Here is a 24,984-nt window from a genome sequence, read left to right as displayed (position 1 = left end):
ATTATACACCTCCAACTTCAATGGATACTGCATGGGCGATACAAGGAATCGTTTCTTGTTGCTGGAAAGTTAATGGAGAAAGTAAAGCTCCGGTAGCAACTACAAGTATTTTGCTAAACTCTCCTTTTTTCATTCGGTTTAATAAATGCCCATATACAACAGTTGCTGAGCAGCCTGGACCACTTGCTCCTGCTAAAACAGGTTGGTCTTCTCTGTAAATGAGCAATCCGCAATCTTGAAATTGTTCGCTTCGTATAGATGTTCCTTGCTTACGTAGTAAGTCAAAGGCAATTTCGCGTCCTACATGACCGAGATCGCCCGTTACAATTAAGTCATAGTAGGATACGTCGATTTGTCGTTCTCTTAAATGTGCTTCTATCGTGTCGACAGCAGCAGGAGCCATAGCTCCTCCCATATTAAACGGATCCGTTAACCCCATATCAATCACTCTTCCAATTGTTGCTGATGTTACGCAAGGTCCATTTCCTTGATCACTTAATAAGGCAACGCCGGCTCCTGTTACTGTCCACTGCGCAGTAGGAGGTTTTTGTCCTCCGTATTCAGTTGGATACCTGAATTGTTTTTCTACAGCAGTATTATGGCTTGAAGCTCCTGTTAATAAGTATTTCGCTCCTTTTCCATTTACAATGCTTGCACCTAAAGCAAGTCCTTCCATCGAGGTAGAACAAGCCCCGAATAATCCGAGATAGGGAGTACCGAGTGTCCGGCAAGCAAAACTTGAAGGAGTAATTTGGTTAATTAAATCTCCCGCTAGGATAAATTGAACATCTTCTTTTCGTAGTTTTGCTTTTTCAGTTGCTCTGCTGCAAGCTTCTTCAAATAAAACTCGATGTGCCTTTTCATAGGAGTCTTGTCCTAACCATAAATTATCGTGCAATGTATCAAAATCCTCAGGGATGTTGCCGTTCGCTTCAAATGGTCCGCCAATGACACCAGTTGATATAATCACGGGTTTGTTTTCAAATACCCATGTTCGGTGGCCTTGTAACATTTAAAACCCTCCCCATTGGACTAGAATTGTTCGAATCAGTGCGATTACAAAAGCGGAAAATACGCCAAATAGAATAACAGATCCGGCTAATTTAAACATATTCCCGCCCACTCCAAGAACAAAACCTTCCGTACGGTGCTCAATACAAGCTGATATGACGGAATTTCCAAATCCGGTAACAGGAACGGCTGTACCTGCCCCGCCAAACTGAGCTAATCGATCGTATACACCAAAACCCGTTAGGAGCATAGAAATAAAGATCAGTGTAGCTACAGTTGGGTTACCTGCAGACCGTTCAGTAAAATCGAAATAAGTAATATAAAATGTGGAGATAAATTGACCGATCAAACAAATGAATCCACCAACAAAAAAAGCTTTTATACAATTTTTTAGAACAGGACGTTTTGGTTCACGCTGCTGTTCAAACTTTTTATATTCTTGTTGCATTGGTGTTAAGTCTTTATTTTGGCTTGACATATGAATCCATCCTTTTCTATGTTGAAAAGTATTATCCCGCTATTCGTGGGCGGTAAAAGCTGGAGAAGAGCAGCGAAGAAAACTGCCCGTAAAAGCCCGATTGGGCGGGCTTTCCATCAGTGGGGGATGAAGAACCCTCTACTGATGGAAGTTTCACTTTATTACGTATCGGAATGCATTTCTTCTTTGACTACTTTTAGTTGTTTCTTTATTTCTTTTTTATCTGCTTCTTTGTTTTTAATCTTCGTTTCCAATTTATCTAGTAACATGAAAATTTTTTTATCTGTACTGACATAAATTTTTAAATTAGGATACATCTTTTCTAATGTCTGTTTCATTTCCTTTTTTAATTTCTTTAGTTGAAAGCGTTCGTGGTGCTCTGGTTTCGCGGCTACATACAGTTCGTTATCTAAATTAACCGCTTTTACGTCAATCATTTCTTCCATATTAAAAATCTTATCTTTCGCTTTATTTGCTATGGATTGATCAACAGACTCCATACTGACCTGTTTTAATTTTGTCTCTTTTTTATTTGTTTTGTGCTCTTCTTTCTCATTTGCTTCTTTTTTTACTTTTTTATCTAGTGGACTGTTACAGCCGCTTAGGAAACTGAAGAAGAGAAGGAATAACAAAGTAATGATCCTAAATTTTCGCATGGTATCATTCCATTTCTATAGCTCTATGTAATTTGAGTTGAAAAAAGGATGATATTGTATCACCCTTTTTTCGATTCGGCATAAAGTGGGTATTATTCTGTTTGTTTTAAACGCCCTTTACTGCTGTGTATATTGAGGTTCTTCTTGTTGAACCTCTTGAACGCGCGGACTTAAAGAATCAATAATTGATTGCGTTTGCTGCGCTGCACCTTGGAATAATTGCTTCGCTTGTTGGTTATCAGTATCAAGAGCGAATCCCTCTAAGCTTGCTTGTGCACTTTTTAATCCTGAAACAGTTTGTTTAAGTTTTGTAATTACAGTCATAACGTAATTCCTCCTCTAATTGAATTGAACTTCAATCATTAGAATTTGTGAATGTGTGTTGAAATATAATTACCAATTTTAGGGTCTTTTCAAAATCTATAAATGCTCATCCGTATGTAATATGAAAATATGAGGAATTAGCAGGTTTTCTATATATACAAGTTAAAAAACGACATCAAACCCCTTTCTTTTGAGGTGGACGAGAGCATCTGGCCACGCATAGAAATGGTCAGGGTCTTTTTCTACCATATTCAGGGTTTAGAACAAAAGGAGAAAGAAAGTAGCGGGCATGTTGTATTCTGCATAGCAGCGACTTATATGTCGGAAATTTAAAATGAATATATACATCTTCATGATGATAAATTATAGTATCATTAGTTGTGTTTATTTAAGAATAACGATTAGATATGAATTTGTAGGCTTTTAATTGAGGGTATTTTTAAGAAGTACATATTTTATATTTCGTTGTTCAAAATATCATGTATCAATTAAAATAAAGAGAATAAAAAATAGTAAATAGCCATTAAAAGGAGAAAAAGTCATGGATCATCATACTTTAGTTAGATGGTTGGAAGCGGTACTAATTATATTGGCACTAATTGCAATTTGGTTTTCTGCAAGTAATTTCAGTAGTGTGAAGCGCTTTTTAATAGGTCGTCCGATGCGAACGTCAGAGCTTCATGCACAACATAACAAATTATTTTGGTTAATTGCGCTGCCGATTCTTTCAGCGGATTTGTATTCATCTGTTGCATATGGACCTGAATCAGGAATGACAGAGCTTGCGGGACTTGGCCCTGATGCGAAATGGTTTATTTTGCCGATTACCATTTCTACTATCGTTCTTTTGGCAATTTTGATTGTATCGTATATTATGGGGATTTTGGCATATCCAAATGGCGGGGGAGCGTATGCCATTGCGAAAGATAACTTCAAGCCGCGATGGGTTTCTCTTGTTGCCTCTAGTTCTTTGCTCGTTGATTATGTGTTGACCGTAGCTGTATCTGTATCTGCAGCTATAGAAGCGGTTTCTTCTGCGTATCCAGTAGTCACTCCATATGAAACGATTTTGGCAATCTTATGCGTCGTTATCCTAGTGCTTGTGAACTTACGCGGAGTAGCAGAATCGGCTCGCGTTTTTGCTTGGCCGACATTCGGATTTATGATTTGTATGTTAATTTTAATTTTTACTGGCTTTTTTGACGAACTTCGTCACGGGTTTATTCAACCAAGTACACCGAGCTTTGGAACAGTTCCAGAGGGCTTAACAACTTTGTTAATTTTGAAAGCTTTCAGCTCAGCTTGTTCAGCGCTTACAGGAATTGAGACGATTTCAAACGCAGTTCCTATTTTTAGAGAACCACAGCAAAAAAACGCAATTAGAACGTATATTGCTTTAGGTTCAATCACAGCTGTGACACTGTTAGGGTTTTCGTATCATTTGTATGTGAAAGGTATTACGCCAGACCCACACAACACGATGTTGTCACAGTTAGCTGGCATGTATTTTGGACATGGAATTTTATATCAAGTCATTATATGGTTTACGTTCATTGTGTTAATTTTAGCGGCAAACTCTACATTTACAGGATTTTCTCAGCTTGCTGCGATTGTAGCGGCAGACGGATTTTTGCCTCGAAGTTTAACAAATCGTGGAGACCGTTTAGGATATTCGAATGGAATTATTGCGCTAGCATCACTAGCATGTATTTTGATTATATCGTTTCATGCGCATACGAATGCGTTAATTCCGCTTTATGCGATCGGTGTTTTCCTTTCGTTTACAGTAGCGCAAATTGGTTTGATGCGCCGCTGGAAACGAGTAAAAGGATCAAACTGGAAAATCAAGTTTACAATTAATACAGTTGGTGCTGTTATTACATCAATCGTTGCCGTTATTTTTGCTGTTACAAAGTTTACGGGCGGCGCTTGGGTTGTATTAGTTGTATTGCCTATTTTGATTTTTATCTCATTGACAATTCACAGACATTATGAAGACGTTGCAAAAGAATTGCGCATCGATATGCAAACTACACGTCCGGAAGCAAGCGATGTAGTCACGCTCGTTTTAGTGTCAGGCGTTCATCGTGTTGTGCACAACACGCTATCTTTTGCAAAAAGTTTAGATGTTGATCCGATTGCTGTATACGTTGGTTTCGATAAACAATCTATAGATAAAATGGAGAAGAAGTGGAAAGAATGGGGAACTCCTTGTAGACTGGTAGTTCTTCGCAGTAAATATCGTTCTCTTCTTGAACCGCTGAATCGTCTTATTAAAGCAATAGAGGCGAAACAAAAAACTGGAGGGCATATCCATATTATTATTCCACAGTTTATTGCGCACAAATGGTGGCATAATGCGTTGCATAACCAAAGTGCACTTCTTTTACGAATGTGGTTTATGCGCAATAAAGATATCGTAATTACAACGGTTCCGTATCATTTGCATAAATAATATCGTTTAATTATTGGCGGCCTACATCATTACATGATGTGGGCCGCATATTGCATGGAAAGTTATTCAGGAATTACGACATAAGAAGTAATTGCTTCCGAAACGAAGATATCGTATAATAAACAGTGCGCGATAGGATCAAAAGGTGTCCTTTTGCTATAGAATGTATGATCATGCGCCCATAGCTCAGTCGGATAGAGCGGTGGTTTCCGGTACCACGTCTGCCGGGGGTTCGAATCCCTCTGGGCGCGTCGAACAAACCTAACTTATATTGAAGTTAGGTTTTTTTATTAATATAAAAGAGAAAAAGAGTAGTTTAAGTATAATGAGGTTTCACTATATTTAAACTACTCTTTTTAATTGTTATTTTTTAAGATAGGAGTTACTATTAGTATGTGGTATAAAAAATATGGATATTTTTAAATTTTGGCATTCATTCCGCCTGATATTATTCATTTTTTAGTTGTAATATATAAACTTGAATAATACATATAGAGTAATAATGTGTGGATATGGGTGTTTTGTAAGGATTCTCCTTTTTATAAACTTATTGTACAATAGAAGTGAGGGGGAGATTAGGGTGAAGGCAAGTCTTTTACAAGAACAAAGTTTACGTTTGGCAATGACGCAAGAGTTAAGGCAAGCGATTACAATGCTCCAGTACAATGTGCAGGAATTAACGGAGTTTTTGTATGAGCAATCGCTGGAAAATCCCCTTATTGAGCTAGGTGGCTTTGATAGGGAAAAGAAAAAGAGTAAAACAACAAGTAAACAAACTGAGAATCAAATGGAAATTTATAGTGTGGATTCAACAACGATTCAACAGCATTTAGTAAACCAATTACAGTATTATAAAATAGATGGAGAGCAAAGAAGAATTGCCTCTTTCATTATTTTAAATGTGGATGAGAACGGGTATTTACAAGAAACGAATGAGGAATTAGCGTCGTTATTATCGGTATGTATAGAAGAAGTAAATAGCTGCATGGAGCTTGTTCAATCTTTAGAGCCAGCAGGGGTAGGAGCGAGAAATATTCAAGAATGTCTATCCATTCAATTAAAGCGCTTACAAAAAAGGAGCGCTTTAGCGGAAATGATTGTAGATGAACATTTTGCATATTTTGTAAAGAAAGATTGGCGCAAGTTAGCAAATGTATTGAAATGTAGTACGGAAGAATTACAAGAAGCTGTTCATGTGATTACATCATTGCAGCCAAAACCGGGTTTGGCGTTTTCTTCGGAGAAACCGATGTACATTGTCCCAGATATGGCAGTGAAAAAAGAAGGTAATCGCTTGCTGATTCAGATGAATGAGCGTAATATGCCGAGAATTGAAATTCATTCGGAATATAGTGAGCTTCTTCATAATAGTGAAAGTGACGTCGCTTCTTACGTTTCGGAAAAATATCAGCATGTACAATGGATTATGCGTAGTTTAAAGCAAAGAAAACAAACGCTTTTAAATGTAATGGAAGTAATTATTGAAAAGCAGCGCGACTTTTTTATGAATGGTCCGCAATATTTAAAGCCACTTGCGTTAAAAGAGGTGGCTGAAATATTAGGTGTCCATGAGTCAACCATTAGTCGGGCAACGCGCAATAAATATGTGCAAACGCCATACGGTTTATTTGAAATGAAGTCGTTCTTTAGCAATGCGGTAGCAACAACAGAAGACGCGGCAATTTCAACGAAGAGAGTAAAGCAGCTCATCGGGGAGTTTGTAGGGAAAGAAAATAAGAAAAAACCACTTTCAGATCAAAAGATTTCAAAAATGTTAGAAGAAGAACATGAAATTGTTGTTTCACGCAGAACAGTAGCGAAATATCGAGAACAGTTAAATATTCCAGCTTCTTCTCTGCGAAAAACGATTGTATAGGTGATGAATATGGAGGTTATTCTATATACAAAAGAAGAATGTGGTCTTTGTCAGAAGGCGAAAAAACTTCTGCAAGAGTTGCAAGATGAATACGTATTTGATTTGAAGGAAATAAATATTTATGAGGATGAACAGCTGTTAGAGAAGTATCATCTTATGATTCCCGTCGTTGAAATCGAAGGGGAAGAGGTAGAATATGGGAGTATTCACAAAGATGTCATAATAAACAGCCTAATTCGTGCGATAAGAGTTGAATAACTTTGCATCTCCTGTTACAATAATAAACGTAGCAGGGATTATTTTTTTACTCTATGCGGGACACAATATGTCACTGCGGGACATATAATGACCATATGGAGAATGAACCAATGTAGTGAGGAGATACAATATGATGCGCTCATGGATTCAGCATACAAAAAAATTATTACCTGATCTGCTACCTGTTATGCAAAAGAGAATGCAAATTCTTCAGTACATCCGGTTAACACAACCTATTGGCAGAAGGAATTTATCTGCAAGTCTTGGTATGACAGAACGAGTATTACGAAGTGAAGTCCAGGTTTTGAAAGATGAGAACTTGGTTCACGTCGCTTCTTCTGGAATGACATTAACAGAAGAAGGAACAGCTGTTGTTCTTGCTTTGGAAGACTTTATGAAAGAAATTTCTGGTTTGAAGGTTTTGGAAAAGCAGCTTAAGGAAATATTAGACTTGGATGAAGTTTTCGTTGTCCCTGGTGATAGTGATGAATCACCTTGGGTCAAGCTGGAGATGGGCCGCGCTTGTGCTACTTGTATAAAAGATCGTCTGACAGCGAATAATATCGTTGCTGTGACTGGAGGAACCACGATAGCTGCCGTAGCTGATATGATGCAAATTGATTGCAGGGATTTACATATGCTATTTGTCCCAGCACGCGGTGGAATAGGAGAGAGTGTTGAGTTAGAAGCAAACACGATTTGTGCGAAAATGGCACAAAATACGATGAGTAATTATCGCTTATTGTATGTTCCTGACCACGTAAGCAGCGAGGCGTACGCATCCATTGTGACAGAGCCTTCTGTGAGAGAAATTCTTGAGTTGATTCGATCTTCCAACATTGTCATTCACGGAATCGGTGAAGCCTTAACGATGGCGCGTAGAAGAAGTACTTTAGAAGCAGATTGGATGAAAATTAAAGAGAGCAAAGCAGTCGGTGAAGCCTTTGGATACTACTTTGACGAACAAGGTGAAGTCGTTCATAAAGTACAAACAGTTGGCATGCAACTTGAAGATCTACAATATGTATCTCATGTCGTGTCAGTTGCTGGAGGTTCATCAAAAGCAAAAGCAATTCAAGCAGTAATTAAACAAGGGCACACTTCATTACTTATTACAGATGAAGGTGCAGCAAAAGAGTTAGTAAAGGGTAAATAACCCTTAATATACATCCCCCAAGGAGGAATTTCAAATGACTAAAATTGGTATTAATGGATTTGGCCGTATCGGACGTGTGGTATTCCGCGCAGCTCTTAACAACCCTAACGTGGAAGTAGTAGCAATTAACGACTTAACAGATGCAAAAACATTAGCACATCTTTTAAAATATGACTCTGTTCACGGAACAGTAAATGCAGAAGTATCTGCAAACGGCGACAGCATTATCGTTAACGGTAAAGAAATCAAAGTTATCGCTGAGCGCGACCCAGCTCAATTACCATGGAGCGACTACGGCGTAGAAGTAGTAGTAGAATCTACTGGCCGTTTCACTAAAAAAGCAGACGCTGAGAAACACTTAGGTGGATCAGTTAAAAAAGTTATCATCTCTGCACCAGCTTCTGACGAAGATATCACAATCGTTATGGGCGTTAACCATGAGCAATATGATGCAGCTAACCATAACGTAATCTCTAACGCTTCTTGTACTACAAACTGTTTAGCACCATTCGCTAAAGTTCTTAACGAGAAGTTCGGTATCAAACGTGGAATGATGACAACAATTCACTCTTACACTAACGACCAACAAATCTTAGACTTACCACATAAAGACTTACGTCGTGCACGTGCAGCAGCAATGAGCATGATCCCAACTACAACTGGTGCAGCGAAAGCGGTAGCATTAGTATTACCAGAACTTAAAGGTAAATTAAACGGTGGTGCAGTTCGTGTTCCAACTGCTAACGTATCTCTTGTTGACTTAGTTGTTGAGCTTGAGAAAGAAGTAACAGTTGAAGAAGTAAATGCAGCATTCAAAGCAGCAGCTGAAGGCGAATTAAAAGGTATCCTTGGATACAGCGAAGAGCCATTAGTATCTATCGACTATAACGGATGCACAAGCTCTTCTACAATCGATGCATTATCTACAATGGCTATGGAAGGCAACATGCTTAAAGTTCTTTCTTGGTACGACAACGAAACTGGTTACTCTAACCGCGTAGTTGACTTAGTAGACTACATCGCTTCTAAAGGTCTTTAATTCTTAAGTTTATCAGTTATCAATGACAAAACGAGGGAGAGGGTTTGTTCCCTCTCTCTTCTTTCGTTTTATAAGCAAATGTGATAAGCTTTTGAATGGGTTTTGTCAATCCTAACTAGTCGGAGGGAAATCCAATGAATAAAAAATCAATTCGTGACGTAGATTTAAAGGGTAAACGAGTATTTTGCCGCGTTGACTTCAACGTACCAATGAAAGAAGGCAAAATTACAGACGAGACTCGTATTCGTGCAGCTCTTCCTACAATTCAATATTTAGTAGAGCAAGGCGCGAAAGTGATTTTAGCAAGCCATTTAGGTCGTCCAAAAGGACAAGTGGTAGAAGAAATGCGTCTAACTCCAGTAGCAGCACGTTTAGGTGAGCTTCTTGGTAAAGACGTGAAAAAAGCGGACGAAGCATTCGGCGATGCTGTACAAGAAATGGTTGCAGCAATGAACGAAGGTGATGTATTAGTTCTTGAAAACGTGCGTTTCTATGCGGGCGAAGAAAAGAACGATGCAGAACTTGCGAAAGAATTTGCAGCTCTTGCTGATATTTTCGTAAACGATGCATTCGGTGCAGCTCACCGTGCTCATGCTTCTACTGCAGGTATTGCAGATTACTTACCAGCAGTATCAGGTTTCTTAATGGAAAAAGAATTAGAAGTACTAGGTAAAGCACTTTCTAATCCGGAACGTCCATTTACAGCAATCATCGGTGGTGCGAAAGTAAAAGATAAAATCGGTGTAATACGTCATCTACTTGATAAAGTTGATAACTTAATCATTGGCGGCGGACTTGCTTATACATTTGTAAAAGCACAAGGTCATGAAATCGGACAATCTCTATGTGAAGACGACAAAATTGAACTAGCAAAAGAGTTTATGCAACTTGCAAAAGAAAAAGGTGTAAACTTCTACATGCCAGTTGATTGCGTAATTGCAGATGACTTCTCTGAAACTGCAAACCGACAAGTTGTAGATATCGATTCTATTCCTGCTGATTGGCAAAGTTTAGATATCGGACCAAAAACAAGTGCAATTTATGCAGATGTAATTAAAAACTCTAAGCTTGTTGTATGGAATGGACCAATGGGCGTATTCGAAATGGCTCCATATGCAGAAGGTACAAAAGCAGTAGGACAAGCATTAGCAGATGCAGAAGGTACATACTCTGTTATCGGCGGTGGTGACTCTGCAGCAGCTGTTGAAAAATTCGGTATGGCTGATAAAATGAGCCACATTTCTACTGGCGGCGGTGCGTCATTAGAATTTATGGAAGGCAAAGAACTTCCTGGTGTAGTTTGTCTTAACGACAAATAATTAGCAGCCAAGAAAAAGGACGGTGCAAAGCATGCGTAAACCAATTATCGCAGGTAACTGGAAAATGAATAAAACTCTATCTGAAGCAGTTAGCTTCGTAGAGGAAGTAAAAGGTCAAATCCCAGCAGCGGCGGCTGTTGATGCAGTTGTTTGCTCACCAGCTCTTTTCTTAGAGCGTCTTGTAGTAGCAACGGAGGGAACTGACTTACAAGTAGGTGCACAAAACATGCACTTCGAAAAAAATGGTGCATTCACTGGCGAAATTAGCCCAGTGGCACTTAGCGACTTAAAAGTGAGCTACGTAGTACTTGGCCACTCTGAGCGCCGTGAAATGTTTGCTGAAACAGACGAAACAGTAAATAAAAAGACGTTAGCAGCATTTGAACATGGTTTAACACCAATCGTTTGCTGTGGTGAAACGTTAGAAGAGCGCGAAAGCGGAAAAACATTTGATCTTGTAGCAGGTCAAGTGACTAAAGCACTTGCAGGCTTAACAGAAGAGCAAGTAAAAGTAACTGTTATCGCATATGAGCCAATTTGGGCAATCGGTACAGGTAAATCTTCTTCTGCACAAGATGCAAACGAAGTATGTGCGCACATTCGTAAAGTTGTTGCTGAAGCTGTTTCTCCGGCAGCTGCAGAAGCAGTTCGTATTCAATACGGCGGCAGCGTAAAACCTGAAAACATTAAAGAATACATGGCGCAATCTGATATCGATGGTGCTTTAGTTGGCGGCGCAAGCTTAGAGCCTGCTTCCTTCTTAGGTCTTTTGGAGGCGGTAAAATGAGAAAGCCAACAGCTTTAATCATTCTTGACGGTTTCGGTTTACGTGAAGAAACATACGGGAATGCTGTAGCACAAGCTAAGAAACCTAATTTCGACGGTTACTGGAGCAAATTCCCTCACACAACACTAACAGCGTGCGGTGAGGCAGTAGGTCTTCCAGAAGGTCAAATGGGTAACTCTGAGGTAGGTCACTTAAATATTGGTGCCGGCCGCGTTGTATATCAAAGCTTAACACGTGTTAACGTTGCAATTCGTGAAGGTGAGTTCGATCAGAACGAAACGTTCCAAAGTGCAATGAAACACGTAAAGGAAAAGGGTACAGCTCTTCATTTATTCGGTTTACTTTCTGATGGCGGTGTGCATAGTCACATTGACCATATGTTTGCTCTTCTTCGCTTAGCTGCAAAAGAAGGCGTGGAGAAAGTATATCTCCATGCGTTCTTAGATGGCCGCGATGTTGGTCCGCAAACAGCAAAAGGTTATATCGATGCAACAAATGAAGTAATCAAAGAAACAGGAGTAGGACAGTTCGCGACAATCTCCGGTCGTTACTACTCCATGGACCGTGACAAGCGTTGGGATCGCGTTGAAAAATGTTACCGTGCCATGGTGAACGGCGAAGGCCCTACTTACAAAACAGCATATGAGTGTGTGGATGACTCTTATGCAAATGGTATCTATGATGAATTCGTATTGCCGTCTGTAATGGTAAATGAAGATGAAACGCCAATTGCAACTATCAATGATGATGATGCAATCATCTTCTACAATTTCCGTCCAGACCGTGCAATTCAAATTGCTCGTGTATTTACAAACGAAGACTTCCGTGAGTTCGATCGTGGTGAAAAAGTACCTCACATTCCAGAATTCGTTTGTATGACACACTTTAGTGAAACTGTAAAAGGTTATGTAGCATTCAAGCCAATGAACTTGGATAATACGTTAGGTGAAGTTGTTTCACAAGCGGGATTAAAACAACTTCGCATTGCGGAAACTGAAAAGTATCCGCACGTTACATTCTTCTTTAGCGGTGGTCGTGAGGCTGAATTCCCAGGAGAAGAGCGTATCTTAATTAACTCACCAAAAGTCGCAACATACGACTTAAAACCAGAAATGAGCATTTATGAAGTAACAGATGCTCTTGTAAATGAAATTGAGAATGACAAACATGATGTAATCATTCTTAACTTTGCGAACTGTGATATGGTTGGCCATTCTGGGATGATGGAACCAACAATTAAAGCAGTAGAAGCAACTGACGAATGTTTAGGAAAAGTTATAGAAGCAATTCTTGCAAAAGATGGTGTAGCACTTATTACTGCTGACCATGGTAATGCTGATCAGGAGTTAACTCCTGAAGGTCAGCCAATGACTGCTCATACAACGAACCCGGTTCCTTTCATCGTTACAAAAGAAGGTATTGAGCTTCGCGGCGACGGTATTTTGGGAGATATCGCTCCAACAATGCTTACACTTCTTGGCGTTGAACAGCCAAAAGAAATGACAGGTAAAACAATTATTAAATAATTACTTATATAAAAGGAGAGAAATAATATGCCAGCAATTTTAGATGTTTATGCTCGTGAAGTTTTAGACTCTCGCGGTAACCCAACTGTAGAAGTAGAAGTATACACAGAAAGCGGCTCATTCGGACGCGCATTAGTACCAAGTGGTGCATCTACTGGTGAATACGAAGCAGTAGAATTACGTGACGGTGACAAATCTCGTTACCTTGGTAAAGGTGTTCTTAATGCAGTAAATAACGTAAACGAAATTATCGCTCCAGAAATCGTTGGTTTCGACGTAACTGACCAAGCTGGAATCGACCGTGCTATGATCGAATTAGACGGCACTCCAAACAAAGGTAAATTAGGCGCTAACGCTATCCTTGGTGTATCTATGGCAGTAGCTCATGCAGCAGCTGACTATGTAGGTCTTCCATTATACCGTTACCTTGGTGGATTCAATGCAAAACAATTACCAACTCCAATGATGAACATCATCAACGGTGGTTCTCACGCTGACAACAACGTAGACTTCCAAGAGTTCATGATCTTACCAGTTGGTGCTCCAACATTCAAAGAAGCAATCCGTATGGGTGCTGAAGTATTCCATGCATTAAAAGCTGTATTACATGACAAAGGTCTTAACACAGCAGTAGGTGACGAAGGTGGATTCGCTCCAAACCTTGGTTCTAACCGTGAAGCATTAGAAGTAATCATCGAAGCAATCGAAAAAGCTGGTTACAAAGCTGGCGAAAACGTATTCTTAGGAATGGACGTTGCTTCTTCTGAGTTCTACAACAAAGAAACTGGTAAATATGATCTTACAGGTGAAGGACGCAGCATGACTTCTGCAGAAATGGTTGATTTCTACGAAGATCTTTGCAATAACTTCCCAATCATCTCTATTGAAGATGGTTTAGACGAAAACGACTGGGATGGCCACAAGTTATTAACTGACCGTCTTGGTAAAAAAGTTCAATTAGTTGGTGACGATTTATTCGTAACGAACACGCAAAAACTTGCTGAAGGTATCGAAAAAGGTATCTCTAACTCAATCTTAATTAAAGTTAACCAAATCGGTACTTTAACTGAAACTTTCGAAGCAATCGAAATGGCTAAACGTGCTGGTTACACAGCAGTTGTATCTCACCGTTCTGGTGAAACTGAAGATGCTACAATCGCTGACATCGCAGTTGCAACTAACGCTGGCCAAATCAAAACTGGTTCTATGAGCCGTACTGACCGTATTGCAAAATACAACCAATTATTACGCATCGAAGACGAACTAGGCGAAATCGCTGTTTACGATGGCTTAAAATCTTTCTACAACCTTAAGAAGTAATTTCTGTAAGGTAGTACAATCGTATTGCTTTTAACCTCCTATAACTGTGGGACATCCACAGTTATAGGAGGTTTTTTAGTTTTTTACTATAAAGTGAAACTTCCATCAGTGGGGGTTTTCTTCATCCCCCACTGATGGTTAGTTGAACCAATCGGGCTTTTACGGGCAGTTTATCTCCCACCTAACTTCTTTGCTTTCGCCGAATTTTGAGGTGGGAGTATTACTGCCCGTTAATGCGGGATAAATGTTAAGCAAATGAGGGACCGCTAAACATTTATAGTAAAAAAACAATTGCTAATTCTGTTTACAAATACAGAAAAATTAGAATGTAAGCGTATACCACATTGTGCTAAAATTGTCAACAAAAATAATTGAAGGTCTGCACAATTTGTACTATGATGAATGTAGGAAATGTCAACAATCACATAATAAAGGATGATAGATAGATGAAATTCACAAAAATTATTATCCAAGTAGTAGCACTTTATGTGTTTTATATGATTGGAACGTGGATAGAAAGAGCGCTTCATCTTCCGATTCCGGGAAGTTTAATAGGGATGTTTTTGTTATTTATATTGCTTGGTTTGAAAGTTCTTCCTGTGAAATGGTTTGATTTTGGAGCAGAAACATTGGTTGATCTTATGCCCTTTTTATTAATTCCTTCAATTATTGGTTTAATGAATTATGGTTCTTTTTTTGTGCATAAAGGTATGTCGCTGTTACTTACTGTTGTCGTGAGTACGTTTTTAATTATCGTTGTAGCAGGACATACAGGACAATACTTTGCGAATAGAAAGGAAAAAGAGATACAATGAGCATAGTAATTGGAATTAGTTGGATTATATTAACAGTGTTATTATATCAATTTTCAAAGAAGATTTATGAGTGGTTTCCAACGCCGTTTACCATTCCCATGCTTGTAGCAACAGCTTTGATGATTATATTGTTAGTTGTATGTGATATACCATATCAACAATATATGCAAAGTGGTGGGGGCTGGATTTCGAAATTGCTTGGACCCGGTGTAGTAGCGTTTGCGATCCCTCTTTATAAACAACGCGGTATTTTGAAGAAGTATATTGTACCAATTGCTGGCGGTGTATTGGTTGGAACAATAGTTGCCATTACAAGTGATATGATGATTGCAACCGTTATTGGAACGGATAAAACCTTAATTTTATCTTCACTGCCGAAGTCAGTAACGATGCCAGTAGCTATGAGTGTGTCAGAAGAAGTTGGTGGTGTACCATCGTTAACAGCGGCTTTCGTAATAGTTGCCGGGATATCTGGAACAATTTTTGGTCCTCTTTTATTAAAATGGAGCAGAGTGACAAATTCTGTTGGAAGAGGAATTGGGTTTGGCTGTGCATCGCATATTATGGGCGTTATGCGGGCGATGAAAAATAATGAAAACGAAGGTGTAATCGGATCGGTAACGATGACATTAACAGCAATCTTAACATGTTTACTAGGTCCATTAATTGTAACGTTTTTTATTTAATCTGGTGAAGTATTAGGTGTATGAGACGCTCTCGCTTTTCCAATTCTTTTATGTTACATTTAAAGTAATTGAAACTTTAGGAGGCATGTAAAGTGCATACGTTTTTATCAGTTTTACTTATTATTGTATCGCTGTTATTAATTGTACTTGTATTAATGCAATCTAGTAAGAGTGCTGGTTTATCCGGTGCAATTTCTGGTGGCGCGGAGCAATTATTCGGCAAGCAAAAAGCACGTGGAGTAGAGGCTGTATTAAACCGCATTACAATTGTTCTTGCTGTATTATTCTTCGTGTTAACATTTGCTGTTACGTATTTACAAGTATAACAAAAAAGATTCACCTTCCCGGGTTGAATCTTTTTTTATTTTATCGAGCGAAAGTTTCTGATTAGATTATGGAAAAGAAACTATGTTACACTATAAATAGATCATATATGAAGATTACATTATAGGAAGAGAAGGAGAACGTGAAATGAAGCTAGCATCCCCAAAACCATTTACATTTGAAGCGGGAGAACGTGCAGTTTTACTATTACATGGATTTACAGGGAACTCTGCAGACGTTCGTATGCTCGGACGTTATTTAGAGACAAAAGGTTATACATGTCATGCGCCGATTTATAAAGGTCATGGTGTACCACCGGAGCAGCTTGTACACACAGGTCCGGAAGACTGGTGGAAAGATGTTATGGAGGCGTACCAACATTTAAAAGATAAAGGGTATGAAAAGATTGCAGCGGTTGGTTTATCGCTTGGCGGCGTTTTTTCATTAAAGCTCGCTTATACAATGCCGATTATTGGGGTTGTACCAATGTGTGCTCCGATGTATATTAAAAGCGAAGAAACGATGTACCAAGGTATATTAGCGTACGCACGCGAATATAAAAAGCGTGAGCGTAAATCACCAGAGAAGATTGAAGAAGAGATGTTTGCGTTTAAGCAAACACCAATGAACACATTAAGAGCACTGCAAGAGCTAATTCGCGATGTGCGCAATAATATTGATATGATTTATGCACCAACATTTGTTGTGCAAGCGCGCCATGATGAAATGATTAATACAGATAGCGCAAATATTATTTATAATGGAGTAGAATCAAATGTAAAAGAAATGAAGTGGTACGAAGATTCTACACATGTAATTACGCTTGATAAGCAGCGTGATGAGCTGCATGAAGATGTATATAACTTCTTGGAGCAACTAGATTGGTAAGATCTAGTTGCCTCTTTTTTACATATATAAAAATTAAAAAGCATTTTTCTTTTTAGGGTGAGCTAGAGGAACTGGCCATGCATAGAAGCGGTTAGTGCCTGTTTGTGCCACGTGCGAGGTTTAAAACAAAGGGAGAAGGCAAGAGTAGGTCCTGTTTTGTTTTTCATAGAAGCGATCTATGTGTTGAAGCAGCAAAATGGATTTATATATGGTTATCTTTTCGGATACAATATAAAATACGAGGATTTAGAAGGAGGTTTTTGTACTTGGAGGAAATTATTCAAGCAAATATCGATAGATTGTTATCGTTTATGAAAGAAGAAGCATATAAGCCGCTTACTGTGCAAGAGTTAGAAGAAGCGTTCGGTATTGAAGATGCAGCGGATTTTAAAGAGTTTGTGAAAGCACTTGTCATTATGGAGGAAAAAGGACTTGTTGTGCGGACAAGAAGTAATCGCTACGGTCTTCCAGAGAAAATGAACTTAGTGCGCGGCAAATTGATTGGACATGCTCGCGGCTTTGCGTTTGTCGTACCGGAAGAAAAAGGAACAGATGATATTTTCATACCGCCAACAGAATTAAAAGGCGCACTGCACGGTGACACAGTATTAGCGCGTATTAGTTCAGAGTCAAGCGGTTCACGCAAGGAAGGGACAATTGTTCGTATCATAGAGCGCGGAACAAAAGAATTAGTTGGTACATATACAGAATCGAAAAACTTTGGATTTGTGATTCCTGATAATAAACGCTGGACGAGCGATATTTTTGTTCCAAAAAATGCTTCTATGGGTGCGGTAGAAGGGCATAAAGTTGTTGTTAAAATTACAAGCTATCCGCAAGATCGTTTAAGTGCAGAAGGAGAAGTTATTCAAATTCTAGGTCATAAAAACGACCCAGGCGTTGATATTTTATCCGTTATTCATAAGCATAACTTACCGCTTGCGTTTCCGGCAGATGTAATGGAGCATGCGAATAGTGTACCAGAAACAATTGATGAGAACGATTTACAAGGGCGCCGTGATTTACGAGATCAAACAATTGTTACAATTGATGGTGCGGATGCGAAAGACTTAGATGATGCAGTTACAGTAACGAAGCTTGAGAATGGCAATTACAAGCTTGGTGTACATATTGCGGATGTAAGTCATTACGTGACAGAAGGCTCAGCAATTGATCGCGAAGCAGTTGAGCGCGGAACGAGTATTTATCTTGTAGACCGTGTTATTCCGATGATTCCGCATCGTTTATCTAACGGAATTTGTTCATTAAATCCAAAGGTAGACCGCTTAACTTTATCTTGTGAAATGGAAATTAATGAGCAAGGGGAAGTAGTGAAGCATGAAATTTTCCAAAGTGTGATTAAAACAGCGGAGCGTATGACGTATTCTGATGTGAAGCGCATTTTGGACGATGAAGATGAAGAATTAATGGTGCGTTATGAGCCGTTAGTCCCAATGTTCCAAGAGATGGGGAAACTAGCTGCAATTTTACGTGAAAAGCGTATGCGCCGCGGGGCAATTGACTTTGATTTCAAAGAAGCGAAAGTATTAGTGGACGGAGAGGGCAAGCCGACAGAAGTTGTGTTACGTGAGCGTTCTGTTGCTGAAAAGCTCATTGAAGAATTTATGCTAGTCGCAAACGAAACGGTTGCAGAGCATTTCCACTGGATGAACGTACCATTTATGTACCGCGTTCACGAAGATCCGAAAGAAGATAAACTAGAGCGTTTCTTTGAGTTTATTACAAGCTTTGGGTATGCGGTAAAAGGACGCGGAAATGAAGTACATCCGCGTGCGCTGCAACAAATTCTTGAAATGGTACATGGTCAACCAGAAGAGGTTGTGATTTCAACAGTTATGCTTCGTTCTATGAAGCAAGCACGTTACGATGCGGATAGTTTAGGCCACTTCGGTTTATCGACAGAGTTCTATACACATTTCACATCACCAATCCGCCGTTATCCTGATTTAATTGTGCACAGATTAATTCGTACATATTTAATTAACGGAAAAGTGGACAATGAAACACAAGCAAAATGGCGTGAAAATTTACCGGATATTGCTGAGCATTCTTCTAATATGGAGCGTCGCGCTGTTGAAGCAGAGCGTGAAACAGATGAACTGAAAAAAGCTGAGTACATGCTTGATAAAATTGGTGAAGAATACGACGGAATCATTAGTTCTGTAACAAACTTCGGCTTATTCGTAGAACTTCCAAACACAATTGAAGGTCTTGTTCATGTTAGCTATTTAACGGATGACTACTATCGTTATGACGAACATCATTTTGCGATGATTGGCGAACGTACAGGAAACGTCTTCCGTATTGGTGATGAAATTACAATTCGCGTTATTAACGTAAACAAAGATGAGCGTGCGATTGATTTTGAAATTGTCGGCATGAAAGGCAGTGTGAAGCGACAACGAAAAGATCGTCCTGTTGTAATTGAACAGCCAAAAGGAAGTAGAAGAAAACGCAGCGATCGTGATAACAATCGCGGCGGACAAGGAAAAGAATCAGACCGAAATGGAAATGGAAAACGAAATGGCAACAAAAAGAAAAAGCCATTCTTTGAAAATGCACCGAGCTTTAAGAAGAAAAAGAAAAAACGTAAGTAAGAAAGAAGCCATATATGGCTTCTTTCTTCATATTTTGTTACAATGATACAAATGAAGGGAGGCAGAAAAGAGATGCCAAAAGGTCAAGGAAAAGTCATCGCACAAAATAAAAAAGCATTCCATGATTATTTTATTGAAGAAACATATGAAGCCGGTCTTGTCCTTCAAGGAACAGAAATTAAGGCAATTCGTGCAGGTCGTGTAAACTTAAAAGATGCCTTTGCACGTGTGCAAAATGGTGAAGTATGGGTACATAATATGCACATTAGTCCGTATGAACAAGGGAATCGTTTTAATCATGAGCCGCTTCGCGCAAGAAAATTACTTCTTCATAAAAAAGAAATTTTAAAGCTAATCGGATATACGAAAGAAACAGGCTATACGCTTGTGCCGCTTAAAATTTACTTGAAAAATGGATTTGCGAAAATGGCACTTGGTTTAGGTAAAGGTAAAAAGCAATACGATAAGCGCCATGATTTAAAAGAAAAAGAAGCAAAACGTGAAATTGCACGTGTATTCCGCGATCGTCAAAAAATGTAATACAGAAATTTACAATTGCAAAATGACGATCGTGTGCTATAATAACAAATGTAAGGTCAGTTGAACATTGAAAAACAGCTCAATAGCAGCTATCACGAATATACTTCGTATGCTCCATTTCTTATATGGGGACGTTACGGATTCGACAGGGGTAGTTCGAGCTTAGGTTGCGAGTCGAGGGGATCGGCCTCGTTAAAACGTCACAGCCAATAACTGGCAAACAACAAAACAACTTCGCTTTAGCTGCTTAATAACAGCTTTTAGCGGTTCGCCCCTCCATCGCCCATGTGGTAGGGTAGCGGACTCACTCTAAGTGGGCTACGCCGGAGTTCGCCGTCTGAGGACAAAGGAAGAGAACAACCAGACTAGCAATTCGGAAGCCTGTCGATAGGCCGAAGAGTTTGCGAAATGCCAATATATCGACTACACTCGTAGAAGCTTAAGTGCCGATACTTTTGGACGTGGGTTCGACTCCCACCGTCTCCACCAATACATATTTGGTGGTTTTTTTATTTTGTGTGTAACAAGAAGCATAAGATGGCCGTTCCGGTCAATTTATGCTTCTTTTAGTTTACGGCAAACTTATGCTTCCAGGATTTGAAGAATATTTTTAATGTCGCCCTTAAATAAAGTCGCGACTTTTAGGGATAGCATTACATTGCCATCAATTTAAGAAATTCATTGTTCCTCAAAATGAAAAACGAGCTGAATTCCCATAAATAAATGTAGAAAGAACAAACTTCGTTGTGGATACATTTCAAAGTCTCAAGTAGATAGGCATATGGCGGCTCATTTTTAGAATTGTTTTTATGTGTCAATGATAGAAATATATTTTTTATTATGGCTACTTTTCAACTAGTACGATATCATCAAGATAGGCATCACCGATTACACTTCCATTAATTTGTAAGAAGAATGTATATGGATCATTAGTATTTAGAGTAGTAAATTCAACCGATTTTTGTTCATACTGTGAGGAAGTAAAAACCATATGAGGTGTGTCTTTCCCCCCCAGGAGACAGTGCTCCTACGAATAAGCTTTTATCATCAGGAGTCGTTACTTTTCCAGATGCGGACAGTATGTATGTAGTATTAGGCTTCAAAGTTACGTCCCCTATAAATGCACCGTATCCTCCACTTATATGAAGTCCTTTAGAATTATTTACTCCTGCATGCTCTTCAATATTGTAATTTATATCGCCATATGGTTTAAAAATCTCTAAACTTGAATTGCGGTCAAAATCAATATTTAAAATATAAGATTTCTCCTTTTCCTTTAATTGTACATTATCAAACTTAGCCCTCCCATTTGCTGTAGAAGCAAGTTTGACAGCAAAGTTTGACACATCCTCCTCTGTTTTAAACTTTATCTCATGATGTTCCGGCTTAAATCCTGTATACTGCTTCTTTGTTAATGGAACGATTTCTTGATTGGCATTCAGATTACCTACTGTTACTTCTGATGGGGAAACTATACTTCCCGCTATATCAAATGTTAATGTATATTCTGTATTCGGCTTTACAGTAACAAGCTGATAGGCTGTGTCTGCATGTATTAATTTCAGATAATGATTGCCTGGTTCAGAAGTGCCGATATTCTCGGTAGAAGAATTAGGATTAGATAAAATCCAGTTATTTAGCCCATCCTCAAAATCTCCATTCCTAACTTGTTCATTTGCAGATGGACTATCTGCTGATACAATACCTGAAAAACCTATACTGGCACTTAATACAATTGCTGTAGAAAATACTCCTATACCGACTTTTTTAAACAATTTCTTCATCTCCTTTGGTCAGATTAAAATTTATTTTTTCATACTTTCTATATATATTTGAATAAACCTGCCAAAGAACGACTTTATTAATAAATGATTTATAGGTTATTTTCAATTGAAAGATCTTCAACATATACAAGGACACCTCGCTCAAAGTGAACGGGTAAAGAAAGCATATCAAGAGAGCAAAGTGACCTATTAACGAACTGAAGCGTCAGTTCCACTTGCTCATTTATTAAGGTTATTCGTATCAATTTGACCAAACATTATTCCAAAGCTACATTAATAAAACACACGGCAAGCTTATGGGTTAATAATTAACTCACGGCCAATTTATGCTTCCAACTGCGGCCAACTTATAGGTAAAGTGACATGTGGGGATTTTGGTGTCAAGTTTTGTCGATAAGTCGATATTCTTTGTCGAAACGTCGATATATTTTAATTTGCGTCGATATATTTAGAGTTATGTTCAATATATTTGAAAAAACGTCGATATATTTCTAGAGGAGTGATAAAGATGATTGTAAAAGAACGAAAAGTACCGATTTATTTACGTCAACTAGAAGCGCTGCTCAGAAGATTGCCTGCTCATCATTCAAAGTGGAATGTAGTTTCTGAAAATGTAGCGAAGCATAGGGCAGGTTATAAAGGTGAACAAGCTATTGATTACCCACTAAGCTTCCTTCCAGAGAAAGAGTATAGCATTTTACATGATATACGATTGTTTGATCAAGATCACTATTTTCAAATTGATACCATTATCATTTCTTCACGGTTTCTTCTTTTTCTAGAAATAAAAAATATAGTAGGTACATTACTTTTTGATTCAAAGTTTAATCAGCTTATTCGAATATCTGAAGAAAAATCAGAAGGCTTCCCCGATCCGATTTTACAAATTAAAAGGCAAGAGATACAGCTTAGAAAGTGGTTAAACTTACATGGATTTTCTAATCTCCCAATCGAATCCCTCGTTGTTATTAGTACCCCTCGTACAATTATTAAAACTTTAGATGATACCCTTCTTCATACAATTATTCACAGTGCCAATTTACCGCATAAAATAAAGCGGCTTGAAATTAAATATAAGAAAAAAGCTATAGCTAATGTCCACGAGCTTATTCATCAAATGATAACAGATAACGCCCCCTTACAACAAAATATCCTTGAGCAATATAAAATAACAAAAGAGGAATTAGTAAGAGGCGTGCAATGTGAGGCGTGTTCAATGGCACCGATGGTTAAAATAAGACAAGGTTGGCATTGTCCAAATTGTAAAGATATTTCTAAATGGGCGCATAAGTTTGCCTTGCGAGATTACGCACTTCTTATCAGTACGACATGTACGAATCATGAATTGAAGGACTTTCTTTGTATACAATCCGGTGCAACTGTAAAAAGATTACTTCATGCGATAGAAATTCCGTATACTGGTAAAAATAAAGGGAGGACGTATGATTTAACACCCTTTAGATTATAATTTTGCATGCCCAGCTTAGCTGGGCATGCAAAATAGTAAGCGTCGTGGTAAATGATGAAATCCACGCAACTCCACAATAATTATTAGGATATTATTTGGTTTTACGAGACCATAAAATTACAGGTACTAAGATCAGTGAGAACAGACCACCAACTAATGATAATGTCGTATAGCTTGAATTTGCAACGACCATCCCAGACATAGCTCCTCCAGATGCACCTGCCAAGGCAATAAAAACATCCACTGTACCTTGAATTTTTGCTCGATTAGAAGAGAGTGTGTGGTCAATAATTAGAGTTGTGCCACTTATTAAGCCAAGGTTCCATCCTAAACCAAGTAAAGCAAGTGCAATAACTAAAGAAACCATACTCTCGCCTGATCCAAATGCTCCAACTAAACCTGCAAGTAGCAAAGTCACTGTAGATGCAATTGCCATTGATATTCTTCCAACTTTATCAATCAAATAACCTGTAAATAGTGATGGAAGATACATAGCTCCTACATGGATACCAATCACAAGTCCTATTGCGCCCATATTATGTCCATGATGTCCCATATGAACAGGGGTCATCGTCATAATGGCAACCATGATTAATTGTGTAAGAATCATAATTGTTGCGCCCAGGATAATTCCTTTATTATTACTTGAATGACTCACAATAAAAGTCTTGTCTTCTTTTTTATTTTCTTTGTTATAAGATTCGATAGCTTGTGCAATAACAAATGGATCTGGTTTAAGCAAAATGAAGAGGACGAACCCTGCTAATATAAAAGCCACACCAGCTAAAATAAATGGTCCTGCTAGAGCAGGTACACCAATTGAAAGAGCAAAGTCCCCCATCACTTCGACTAAATTAGGGCCAGCTACAGCACCAAATGTTGTAGATACCATTGCTATACTTACAGCTGCCCCGCGCTGTTTATTAGTCGCTAAGTCTGTTCCAGCATATCGAGCTTGTAAGTTTGTTGCTGTCCCCGCACCATAAATAAACAGCGAAATAAATAAAAGAAAAACGCTATTCATTATTGCGGCGATAACTACGCCAAGAGCTCCTATTCCTCCTACTAAGAAGCCTGTAAATAAACCAACACGCCGACCAAATCTCTGTGAGAGTCTCCCAACTAATAAGGCAGCTCCTGCTGAACCTAAGGTGAAAAGAGCAGCTGGTAATCCAGCAAAAGCTTCCGTCTCAAGCATTTGTTGAGCAAGGAGAGCACCTACCGTTATCCCAGCAGCTAAACCTGCTCCTCCAAAAATTTGAGACATACTAACAATGAGTAAGGTTCTTTTGTATAATTTCCTTTGTTCTTCAGGGGAATGAATATAGCTTTTCATCTGTAAGTCGGCATGGCTAGACATTTTAACACCTTCTTATTCTAGATTGTAAATCTTGAAAATTAACATAGTCATTCATTATAGAAATTGAGCATGAAGTTGCAACATCCTACTAATGAAATTTCAGGAAAACTAAATAAAGATTGGATTTTTATCAATGATGAAACAAGGTTGTTTCATAAAGTGAAACTTTAATCAGTGGGGGTTTTCTTCATCCCCCACTGATTATTAGTTGAACCAATCGGGCTTTTACGGGCAGTTTATCTCCCACCTAACTTCTTTGCTTTCGTCGAATTTTGAGGTGGGAGTATTACTGCCCG

The 24,984-nt window shown here is 38.6% G+C and carries 21 protein-coding genes, 1 tRNA gene, 1 other RNA gene and 1 pseudogene; 18 read left to right on the top strand and 6 right to left on the bottom strand.

Annotation, left to right across the window (positions count from 1 at the left end; translation table 11 throughout):
• Position 1: 1 nt before the first annotated feature.
• The 4 genes from spoVAD to MR076_RS00735 form a co-directional block, all read right to left on the bottom strand.
• Positions 2-1,012 (bottom strand): stage V sporulation protein AD, encoded by a 1,011-nt coding sequence (spoVAD, locus tag MR076_RS00750; RefSeq protein WP_242216700.1) that lies wholly within the window; start codon positions 1,010-1,012, stop codon positions 2-4.
• Positions 1,013-1,489, bottom strand: a complete 477-nt coding sequence (spoVAC, locus tag MR076_RS00745) for a stage V sporulation protein AC (protein ID WP_242216698.1) — start codon at positions 1,487-1,489, stop codon at positions 1,013-1,015.
• A gap of 161 nt (positions 1,490-1,650) precedes the next feature.
• Positions 1,651-2,145, bottom strand: a complete 495-nt coding sequence (locus MR076_RS00740) for a YhcN/YlaJ family sporulation lipoprotein (protein ID WP_242216696.1) — start codon at positions 2,143-2,145, stop codon at positions 1,651-1,653.
• Positions 2,146-2,262: 117 nt separating this feature from the next.
• Positions 2,263-2,469: a DUF1657 domain-containing protein gene (locus tag MR076_RS00735; RefSeq protein WP_242216693.1), complete on the bottom strand. Its 207-nt coding sequence runs from the start codon at positions 2,467-2,469 to the stop codon at positions 2,263-2,265.
• 541 nt (positions 2,470-3,010) lie between these two features.
• On the opposite strand from MR076_RS00735, the gene MR076_RS00730 reads away from it, so the two are divergent.
• From MR076_RS00730 to ssrA, 17 genes are all read left to right on the top strand, one after another.
• Positions 3,011-4,924: an APC family permease gene (locus MR076_RS00730; RefSeq protein ID WP_242216692.1), complete on the top strand. Its 1,914-nt coding sequence runs from the start codon at positions 3,011-3,013 to the stop codon at positions 4,922-4,924.
• Between the two features lie 175 nt (positions 4,925-5,099).
• A tRNA-Arg gene (locus tag MR076_RS00725) sits at positions 5,100-5,175 on the top strand.
• Between the two features lie 329 nt (positions 5,176-5,504).
• A complete protein-coding gene (rpoN, locus tag MR076_RS00720; RefSeq protein WP_242216691.1) occupies positions 5,505-6,800 on the top strand; it encodes an RNA polymerase factor sigma-54 in 1,296 nt (431 codons plus the stop codon).
• A gap of 9 nt (positions 6,801-6,809) precedes the next feature.
• Entirely contained in the window at positions 6,810-7,058 is a 249-nt protein-coding gene (locus tag MR076_RS00715) for a glutaredoxin family protein (protein ID WP_242216690.1), read from the top strand.
• 133 nt (positions 7,059-7,191) lie between these two features.
• Complete coding sequence (locus tag MR076_RS00710) at positions 7,192-8,214, top strand: sugar-binding transcriptional regulator (protein ID WP_242217005.1); 1,023 nt, start codon at positions 7,192-7,194, stop codon at positions 8,212-8,214.
• Between the two features lie 34 nt (positions 8,215-8,248).
• Positions 8,249-9,253 carry an ArsJ-associated glyceraldehyde-3-phosphate dehydrogenase gene (locus tag MR076_RS00705; RefSeq protein ID WP_242216689.1) on the top strand — a complete coding sequence of 335 codons (1,005 nt, stop codon included), beginning with the start codon at positions 8,249-8,251 and terminating at the stop codon, positions 9,251-9,253.
• 134 nt (positions 9,254-9,387) lie between these two features.
• Positions 9,388-10,572 carry a phosphoglycerate kinase gene (locus MR076_RS00700; protein ID WP_242216688.1) on the top strand — a complete coding sequence of 395 codons (1,185 nt, stop codon included), beginning with the start codon at positions 9,388-9,390 and terminating at the stop codon, positions 10,570-10,572.
• Between the two features lie 31 nt (positions 10,573-10,603).
• On the top strand, positions 10,604-11,359 hold the full coding sequence (tpiA, locus tag MR076_RS00695; RefSeq protein ID WP_242216687.1) for a triose-phosphate isomerase: 756 nt from the start codon (positions 10,604-10,606) through the stop codon (positions 11,357-11,359).
• Positions 11,356-12,885, top strand: coding sequence for a 2,3-bisphosphoglycerate-independent phosphoglycerate mutase (gene gpmI, locus MR076_RS00690; protein ID WP_242216686.1), 1,530 nt, complete (start codon positions 11,356-11,358; stop codon positions 12,883-12,885). The genes tpiA and gpmI overlap by 4 nt, the downstream gene beginning before the upstream one ends.
• A gap of 27 nt (positions 12,886-12,912) precedes the next feature.
• A complete protein-coding gene (gene eno, locus MR076_RS00685) occupies positions 12,913-14,205 on the top strand; it encodes a phosphopyruvate hydratase (RefSeq protein WP_090998036.1) in 1,293 nt (430 codons plus the stop codon).
• Positions 14,206-14,651: 446 nt separating this feature from the next.
• Positions 14,652-15,020: a CidA/LrgA family holin-like protein gene (locus MR076_RS00680; RefSeq protein WP_242216685.1), complete on the top strand. Its 369-nt coding sequence runs from the start codon at positions 14,652-14,654 to the stop codon at positions 15,018-15,020.
• Positions 15,017-15,706: an LrgB family protein gene (locus tag MR076_RS00675; protein ID WP_242216683.1), complete on the top strand. Its 690-nt coding sequence runs from the start codon at positions 15,017-15,019 to the stop codon at positions 15,704-15,706. Before MR076_RS00680 ends, MR076_RS00675 begins: the two co-directional genes overlap by 4 nt.
• A gap of 92 nt (positions 15,707-15,798) precedes the next feature.
• Positions 15,799-16,032: a preprotein translocase subunit SecG gene (gene secG / locus MR076_RS00670; protein ID WP_090915984.1), complete on the top strand. Its 234-nt coding sequence runs from the start codon at positions 15,799-15,801 to the stop codon at positions 16,030-16,032.
• 145 nt (positions 16,033-16,177) lie between these two features.
• Positions 16,178-16,918, top strand: coding sequence for an alpha/beta hydrolase (locus MR076_RS00665; protein ID WP_242216682.1), 741 nt, complete (start codon positions 16,178-16,180; stop codon positions 16,916-16,918).
• 311 nt (positions 16,919-17,229) lie between these two features.
• Positions 17,230-19,536, top strand: coding sequence for a ribonuclease R (gene rnr, locus MR076_RS00660; RefSeq protein WP_396021633.1), 2,307 nt, complete (start codon positions 17,230-17,232; stop codon positions 19,534-19,536).
• Between the two features lie 72 nt (positions 19,537-19,608).
• Positions 19,609-20,076 (top strand): SsrA-binding protein SmpB, encoded by a 468-nt coding sequence (gene smpB, locus MR076_RS00655; RefSeq protein ID WP_242216678.1) that lies wholly within the window; start codon positions 19,609-19,611, stop codon positions 20,074-20,076.
• Between the two features lie 127 nt (positions 20,077-20,203).
• Positions 20,204-20,565, top strand: a transfer-messenger RNA (tmRNA) gene (ssrA, locus tag MR076_RS00650).
• A 355-nt stretch (positions 20,566-20,920) separates the two neighbouring features.
• Here ssrA and MR076_RS00645 read toward each other — a convergent pair.
• Positions 20,921-21,851 (bottom strand): annotated as a pseudogene (locus tag MR076_RS00645) (carbohydrate binding domain-containing protein).
• 517 nt (positions 21,852-22,368) lie between these two features.
• Between MR076_RS00645 and MR076_RS00640 the strand changes: the two are divergent.
• Positions 22,369-23,328 carry a nuclease-related domain-containing protein gene (locus MR076_RS00640; RefSeq protein WP_242216676.1) on the top strand — a complete coding sequence of 320 codons (960 nt, stop codon included), beginning with the start codon at positions 22,369-22,371 and terminating at the stop codon, positions 23,326-23,328.
• Positions 23,329-23,419: 91 nt separating this feature from the next.
• Here the strand turns inward: MR076_RS00640 and MR076_RS00635 are convergent, their stop codons facing one another.
• Complete coding sequence (locus tag MR076_RS00635) at positions 23,420-24,688, bottom strand: MFS transporter (RefSeq protein WP_242216674.1); 1,269 nt, start codon at positions 24,686-24,688, stop codon at positions 23,420-23,422.
• Positions 24,689-24,984: the final 296 nt, after the last annotated feature.

Origin of the sequence: Bacillus cereus group sp. BfR-BA-01380, from assembly GCF_022663535.1 — a bacterium.
Taxonomy (GTDB): Bacteria; Bacillota; Bacilli; order Bacillales; family Bacillaceae_G; genus Bacillus_A; species Bacillus_A cereus_BB.
Note: the sequence above shows the minus strand (reverse complement) of the source record. Positions and strands in the feature narration are given on the sequence as shown.